Annotated in this window: 1 protein-coding gene; it reads left to right on the forward strand. The window is 66.4% G+C overall.

Going from position 1 to position 345, the window contains the following annotated elements; translation table 11 throughout:
* A partial coding sequence (locus tag QHC67_RS18885; RefSeq protein WP_413818576.1) for a strawberry notch-like NTP hydrolase domain-containing protein occupies nt 1–345 on the forward strand: 345 nt, incomplete at both ends.

The raw sequence follows: 345 nt of genomic DNA on the forward strand, positions 1-345 counted from the left end.
TCATCGTTTTCGACGAAGCGCACGAAATGGGCGGCGTTGCGGGCGGGGAAGGGGCGCTCGGCCAGAAGCAGGGCTCACTCCAGGGCATCGCCGGTGTTCTGCTCCAGAATACGCTGCCGCGCGCCCGGGTGCTCTACGCTTCGGCCACCGGCGCATCAGACGTCAACAACCTCGCCTATGCGGTCCGGCTCGGTCTCTGGGGCCCCGGCACGGCGTTTGCGAACCGCGAGCAGTTCATCAGCGAGATCCGCGATGGCGGCATCGCGGCGATGGAACTGGTTGCCCGTGACCTCAAGGCGTCGGGTCTTTATCTCGCCCGGGCGCTGAGCTTTGCCGGGATTGAGT

The organism is Sphingobium sp. (assembly GCF_033795625.1).
GTDB lineage: Bacteria > Pseudomonadota > Alphaproteobacteria > Sphingomonadales > Sphingomonadaceae > Sphingobium.